Genomic DNA, 3,355 nt, shown 5'->3' on the forward strand with positions numbered 1-3,355 from the left:
GGATCGGCGGCCTCGGCGACGTGTCGCTTTCGCACCGAGACGATATCGATGGCGTCAAGGCGCACATCGAACTGGCGCAGCCCCGCAGCGATCACCGCCACCGGCAAGGTGGCTGGCGACACTGTCTGGAGCTGTTGCCGCGCCGACGGTGTGTCGGCCTTTTCGTCCACGGCGATCACCGCGACCAGGTGGCCCTCGTATTTGCGCACCCCGACTACGTCGTGGCCAAAGCGGCGCCGGTGATCGATCGCGGGTGTGCATCCCGGGTTCAGTGTCGCCACCGAGTCGGGGGACGAGTTCCACATGTCGGCGGACCAGTCCCACAGCCACCTGGCCAAAGCTGAGGCGACCGTGAGCCCACCGTAAGTAACTACCATGGCGATCGTCACCACCGCCACGACGGCGACACTCACCCTCCACGCGACGGTTGGCGATGCTGGTACTGGCAAGTGACAGGCCAGTAGCAGCACCGCGACGTCGAAGACGAACGCCGCCGTGATCCGCCGCCACGAGAGGTCCAGCCCGAGTCGGCGTTGCGCCTTCATCGGCGACTCGGCGATCGCGGTATCAACACGACTTCACCAAACACCTTGCTCGTCAGTACGATCACCGGCACATCCTCCCATCGCCGTCCACCCCAGAATCGCGGGCAGATGCGATTCCGCGATCTGCACGATAGTGGAACCGATGCGATGCTGCGACGTCGGCGACGCTTACGGCGTTCGCGACGGGCCATTGGGTCCTCGTTGAAGCATCTTTGGCCCGAGACCCAGTGGCCAGCCATGACACGGTTCCCGGATACCACGCCGAGAAAGGCCGGTGGCCGTGATTGGACAATGTGGCGCCGAGACCATACCTTTTGATTGGATTACTAGAAGTTTGTCGCACAGTGCTGATCATATATAAAGTATGTATAGTGGTCTAACGCCGAGTCACGCGTTCGTGCGTGTGAGCCCACGATCGCGCCTGCTGTACGTCTGTGTGGACGCCAACGACATGCACTTCACCTCATGGGCACGGACCGACCCGCACAGCGACCGCAGCAGATGCGGTGGGCCCGCCGTCGGTGAGTTTCGCACAGAGCAGCGAGTTGAAGGAGTAGTCCCCTTCCCGTCACTTGTTCGCCGGCGCATGTCCGTTGGTGGGCAGGTACACGATGGCCGGCTGGTATCCGGGGGGCGCGTGTCCGTTTGTCGGGAATCCGGCGGGTATCGGATACGCCGGGGTGGGCTTGGACGGCGACTCAGCCGAGTATCCAGCGGCTGGTGAGCGACCCACTACGCTGAGGCGCGGCAGGTATTTGGCGCCGGCAGCGCCCGCAGCAGCCCCTACCGCACCTGCGGCGGCCTCTCGCGGTAGGCCGCCCATCATGAGTGGTAGCCCAGCTGCCAGTGGTAGCCCACCTGCCTCGCCCAGACTTATGGCCGGCAACGTCAACGGCACGCCACCCAGCATCGAAGACAGACCTGACGCGGCCCAGCCCCAGTTCGGCGGCACCGACAACCCGCCGACCGCGGCAGCCTCACCTACGCCCGCCAAACCGCCCAAGTCCGCCGCCGGCCCCAGCGCGGCGTCGGCGGCCTCCGCCGCCGCAGGCGCCGCAGCATCGGCTGCGGCTGCGGCGGCTGGGGCGTCGAATGCTTTGCCTATTGGCGTAGCCATAAGGGGGCCGAGCGCGCCCTCCCCGACCATCATGCCGAACCACCCCGGGATAACGGCGTACGAGCTGATCGCACCTTGCATGATGCCTTCGAGCCCCGACCCGGACGAACCGCCAAGGAACGGTATTCCTGACCCGGACGACCCGGAGGAAGACCCACCCAGAAGCGAACTCAGGATTCCCGACAGTCCCGATGTCGATGAACTGGGCGAAGTGAGGCTCTGTAGCGCGGTTTGAACCGAGGAGATCAGCTGTGACAGCGTTGACTGCACCCCAGCGCCAGTCGACGCACCGGCGGTCTGGGCACCCGCGGCCGCCTGCGCGGCCAAACCGGCCGCGTTGGTGGTCTCCGGCGCCGCCGTGAACGGCGTCACCTTCGCGGTGGTTGCCGCCGAAGTCGCGGCATAGTTGTACATCGCCGCGGCGTCCTGGGCCCACATTTCGCCGTACAGGGCCTCAGTGGTCGCGATCGCCGGGTTGTTCTGACCGAATAAGTTTGTCGCGACCAGCGACATCAGTTGAGCGCGATTCGCCGCGATCTCCGGCGGCGGCACCGTCGCCACGAATGCCGCCGAATAGGCACCCGCCGCCGCTTGGGCCTGGGCGGCCGCCAGCTCAGCCTGCCCGGCGGTCGCGTTCATCCACGCCACGTAGGGCGCGGCCGCGGCCGCCATCGCCGTTGACGACGGGCCGACCCACGGCCCACTGGTGAGCGCCGAGATCACCGACCCGTAAGAGGACGCCGCGGACTGCAATTCGGCGGACAACCCATCCCAGGCGGCTGCGGCGGCCAGCATCGACCCCGCGCCGGGACCCGCATACATACGCGCGGAGTTGATCTCCGGCGGTAACGCCCCGTAATCCATGCTGAAACCTCGGCTAACTCAGAGGACCGCGGCCGCGTTGGCGGCCTCGGCGGCCGCGTATGAACCGGCGCTGGTCCCCAGGGTGGTGACGAATAGCTCATGAATTGCGGCTGCTTGGGCGCCGATCGCCTGGTACAGCTGGGCGTGTGCGGCAAACTGCGCCGCCGTCAGCGCCGAGACCTCGTCGGCAGCCGCGGGAACCACCGCGGTGGTCGGGGCTGCCGCCGCCATATTGCTGGCGACCATTGCAGATCCGATGCCTTGCAGTTCTCCGGCCGCGGACGCGAGCATCGCCGGCAGCGTGGTCACGAACGACATGTGCCCCTCCTAAAGGAAGCAGGCCGAGCCATTGGCCAGCCGCGGTTACCGCGGCGCCAGGGTGCGACCCGTTTTGTATACCAATGATGCACCTGAATAATCAGAATACATACTGATCGACACCATGTAAAACATATTGCAGACTTTACAGCATTCGAGATGAGTGTAAGACGTGCATATGACCGGGATGGCAGTCAGAGAACAGACTGTGAACCAACCGATGGCTTCCGACAGAGACAGCGCCCCCAAGGCCGGTTAGCGCGCACCCCTCGCCCAGCAAGCAACCACGATCACCAGCACGACCCCGGCACAGGGCCGCGTGATCCATCCACACCGATCGTGGATCGGGCTATACCGCAATCGATTTCACCGCACTTTGTCGGAGACTCAGCGGCGTGCTCAGTTCGAGATCGATAAGACCGATCGGGAGACCATTGGCGTCGATCAGCCCGGCGGATGAGGGTGGCGCTGTCGACCTCATCCGCCTTGTGCTCAATGGCCGGCCGCCTCC

The 3,355-nt window shown here is 65.5% G+C and carries 2 protein-coding genes and 1 pseudogene; all 3 read right to left on the reverse strand.

Features of this window, described 5'->3' with window-relative positions; translation table 11 throughout:
* Positions 1-545 (reverse strand): annotated as a pseudogene (locus VML93_RS31540) (type VII secretion protein EccE); the annotation flags it as partial.
* Positions 546-1,113: 568 nt separating this feature from the next.
* Positions 1,114-2,526, reverse strand: coding sequence for a PPE family protein (locus tag VML93_RS31545; RefSeq protein WP_325616670.1), 1,413 nt, complete (start codon positions 2,524-2,526; stop codon positions 1,114-1,116).
* A gap of 18 nt (positions 2,527-2,544) precedes the next feature.
* Positions 2,545-2,844, reverse strand: a complete 300-nt coding sequence (locus VML93_RS31550) for a PE family protein (protein WP_325616672.1) — start codon at positions 2,842-2,844, stop codon at positions 2,545-2,547.
* Positions 2,845-3,355: the final 511 nt, after the last annotated feature.

This window comes from Mycobacterium sp., from assembly GCF_035499775.1.
GTDB lineage: Bacteria > Actinomycetota > Actinomycetes > Mycobacteriales > Mycobacteriaceae > Mycobacterium.